The organism is Delftia sp. K82 (assembly GCF_002193035.1).
GTDB lineage: Bacteria > Pseudomonadota > Gammaproteobacteria > Burkholderiales > Burkholderiaceae_C > Comamonas > Comamonas acidovorans.
In genome coordinates, this window is the sequence record NZ_MYFL01000011.1 from 25,545 (window position 1) to 29,240 (window position 3,696).

A 3,696-nucleotide genomic window follows, 5' to 3' on the forward strand; every position below is an offset into this window, starting at 1 on the left:
TGGCGCTGCATCACCATGCGGCGTTGCAGGCTGTGGCCTCACGTCGCATCGAGGGCGCCCCTGGCCATGGGGCTGAACGCACCCAAGATCAGCCAGCCGTGCAGATGGACTGCCCTAGAACAGGCGCGAACGAGGACCGAAGCCTCGGCTGGCGACCTCTATGGAGTCAGAGGGACGGAAGCTCCGCCTTCGTGGCGCGATGACGGGGGAGCCTGATCAGGTCGGGCGCGGATGAGGAGCGAAGCCTCAGGCGATGATCAATGCGGAACGGGTTCGAGTGCTCTGCCGCCCTACCGCACTGGCGCACCGGCGCGATGAGGGGTGAGCATCGTTTGGATGGCTCAAATCGAGCCTGAGTGACGCGCTCCCGGGGACTTCGCGGCCACCATGCCGCCCGCTACAGGGAGGCTTATGCGAGACACCGAGGGCGCTGAGTACTCCGTAGAAAGGCTCGCCCTCGCACAAGGACAGCTGTCGCCCAGGAGCGGGCGCCGGCTAGGTTTGCGAGCTATCCGCTCTGGTATCGTAGAACTTCTGATGTTTATCGACAGATAACGGTATACACAACATGCCCGATACGATCACCTTACTGGGGAAACGCGGCGAGTACGCAATTGGAAGCCAGCTTTTGCGCCCGTTAAAAGACGGGTCTCACCCGATATTTGATCCGTGCCACCTTGGGGAAAAGGCGGAGTTACTCGACTTTGTAGTGCGGCTTCAAGAAGACGGACATCCCTTTGGTCCCTATTTTTTCTTGCAGGTTAAAGCGACCGGCCTCAAACCTGAAGGCGGTTCCGTACGCGCGGAGTTCTCTCAAGAGGAAGTCACACGAGCCCAAGCAATGAAAGCTCCTGTCTATGTCGCGGCGGTAGATGCATCTGAATGCAATCACGAGAAGATCTACATCCAGCCAATCTACAACGGAAGGAAAAAAGGGATTTCTCGAATAAAAACGTCGAAGCCTCTTGCTGATGTGAAGGTACTTCAAGCACTCTACGAAGAGGTAAAGGCACATTTTGAGTTTTCAACGGCGACGTTCAATGCCCCTCCGGGGCATCAGGAAGGGATCATTGATGAGGAACAAGGCAATGGATGAGCGTAGTGCAGATCGATTCGCGACGTCTCTTGTTGCGCTTAGCTTGATCAGAGCTGGCTTTGAGGTGAGAGAGTCCGTGCGGTTTGGATCAAACGTAATTGATATTCTTGCCAACCGGCTCGAAGACGACGGAAGTGAAACTATATTTGGAGTCGAATGCAAGTGGGTACGATTACTCAACAACCTGCACAGAGAGAACTATTTCGCCCAAGCAAGCGCTTTGACACTAAATAGCTTTCCCATCGAAGTCGCCGTCGTTATCGGTGACGGTGCCCAGATTCGCGTGACACCCGCCCTCCAAAAGCACATGGTTTTCGATGCCTCCGAGATCACTGTCGAACCCTTATAGGCGGAAGGTATGCGAAGGCTTTTACCGCTGAGCGCCTGACTCTCAATAAGTCAGAGCGCATTACCGACTGTCCGATCAGGATCGTGAGCACCCCTCGGCCAAAAGCTGATACCGGCCAGAAACGGGCAGCCGCCGCACGCTTTCAAGCGGCGGCTTCAGGCGGTGAATGCAGCCCTTCGGGGCGCAAGATCTATACAACTGGTCACTCTCTGATTGCGATCCTCGAAGCTACCAAAGACGGAACTCAATTCCACTCACTGACGAGCCGCCAGCGGGTAGCTTTCCTTTGGAGGGAGCTTACTCTTCGTCAATATCGACAATTTCGGGAAGGTTCCAGAGTTTACTCGGCTTCATGGCTTTGACTAAGCCTAGTTTCTGGTCTCGCAAGTAGTTGAAGAAGCGATCCTCCAGCTTCCCCTGTCCGCTCTCTAGTTGCTGGCACAAGAAGAGGCTGCCATAGATCGCTCGGGCTGCAAGCAATTTGGCTAGCTTCACGTCGTTGTCCGGGACGGACGAGGCTCCGTTGTGAACTATGGCGGATCGGAGGTCGTAGGCTTTCCGAATTCTGTGGTGAGCTTCTAGTCGTTGCGCGGGCGGGAAGCACAACATGGCGCCCATATCAGCCAAAGTTACCTTGATGGGATTATTTTTGTCTCGCGAGAAAATAGATTCCATTGAGATCACGTAGAACAAAAAGCTCGACAGGCGGTCGTTAGCGTTTAATGCCATCGAAAAGAACTTGATTGCATTCCTCACTCGGTCGTACATCGACTCGATTGAGAAAGATATCTTCGCCAAGAAAGCATCGAAGTCAGGACGGCCAATCGCCTGAAACAGGCCTCCGCTCATGGCGAGATCGACAGTCGATGGTGCCATGGTCGGGATACGCCTAAGCTCACCGCTAGTTTTGTTGAGCAGGAAAAAGTGATTCACAGACGTGGCAGGTGCGAAACCGGAGAGCTGATCCCCGAAGAGAACACCGAACACCTCTACTAATCGACGAAAATAGGTGAATTCGCTCTGCGCTTTCAAGCGCAGCTGATCCTCTGCCCCATGCACGTCAAAAGTCACCAGCATGTCACGGTTCAATGACTTATTCGAGGTCGACATTGCGTGCTGAAAGTCTAACTCGGAGAGCTTAGGAAACCCGTGTCTAGCAGTAATCTTGTTAAGCTCTGCGGTTGTTGGCGCTGAGGGCGAAACTGCAAACTTTCCGATGACTTTCTTCTTGATGAGGGACTTCCCCTTGCCCGGGAGGAAGGAGGAAAACATTGGTCTGAAGCTCAACGGGAAAATAGCAAGGTAGTCGCGTTGGCGCGCGGTCGCGATGACTAGTTCCTCCAGCTTTTCAGCAAAGTCAGTGGCTTTCAATGGTTGATTGCTATCGAGGACTGAGAAGATGAGATCGAGTACATAGAGCCAATCCAGATGCTGAGCAACATACTTCGACTTATAGAGAGCCTTGAAGAGCGCTTCGTCTTCATCCCAACGACCCGGCCTTTCGGTAGTACCGTCATACCCAGTTGCGCTCACATCCTTGTAATAAGCCTCTAGCGGTGCGCGAAGTGCCTGGCTAACTGCAGCCTTGTTGATCGATATGTTATTTTGCATTTCCAGATCTTGTGATGGTTGAGCAATTTCACTGCGCCAGACGAGTCTACCGAGCGTACGCGATTGATCGAGCTTACGCTATATTTTCTGATGCGGCTTAGCAAAAGGCTCACGCACCACTCGGGCAATCGAACTTGACTTGGTTTGTCCGATAAATTGTGCGCTGTAGCATTGCGGATATGCATCCGCGATGAGCAAAGGGCGGCTTGCGTTTTCGGCGAAATCGGTGAAGGAAAATCCCCGCAGTGCGCTGGATTTCACCCATGCCCGCTTGCCCAGTTGAAAGACGGCTCTGCGGCAGTGTCGTCTGACGAGACCCCTGCGAACTTCGGCTCAAGGTCAGTAGATGCCACACAAGAGCCCTTGACAAACCGCGACGCCGCCGCACGTCGGTCCTGAGCGCTTGCGCCTCGGCCGATAGCTCGCTCCTCCGCCTTGATGGCCAAAAAATCTAAAGTACAGTGGCGCGTTTTCCGTACAGACGAAAGTACAGTGGCGCATCTCTCTAAAGATCAATGGCGCATGGCTTGCGAGGACGCGAGAAATCAACGAGTTATCTGCGTGATGCGCTGCGTGTTAAGTGGCGTTCCGCAGCGGAACGCCTGCGGAACGCCACTACTGCGGAACGCCACTACACATT

At 54.0% G+C, this 3,696-nt stretch carries 3 protein-coding genes; 2 read left to right on the forward strand and 1 reads right to left on the reverse strand.

Annotated features, from left to right (window positions below):
• Window positions 1-568 precede the first annotated feature (568 nt).
• Window positions 569-1,096 (forward strand): hypothetical protein, encoded by a 528-nt coding sequence (locus KDK82_RS32525; protein WP_143343589.1) that lies wholly within the window; start codon window positions 569-571, stop codon window positions 1,094-1,096.
• Window positions 1,089-1,445, forward strand: a complete 357-nt coding sequence (locus tag KDK82_RS30910) for a hypothetical protein (RefSeq protein WP_143343590.1) — start codon at window positions 1,089-1,091, stop codon at window positions 1,443-1,445. Before KDK82_RS32525 ends, KDK82_RS30910 begins: the two co-directional genes overlap by 8 nt.
• A 297-nt stretch (window positions 1,446-1,742) precedes the next feature.
• On the opposite strand, the gene KDK82_RS30915 is transcribed toward KDK82_RS30910, so the two are convergent.
• The gene (locus tag KDK82_RS30915) at window positions 1,743-3,056 is read right to left on the reverse strand and encodes a HEPN domain-containing protein (RefSeq protein WP_088167149.1); all 1,314 of its coding nucleotides are present in this window, start codon (window positions 3,054-3,056) and stop codon (window positions 1,743-1,745) included.
• Between the last annotated feature and the right edge of the window lie 640 nt (window positions 3,057-3,696).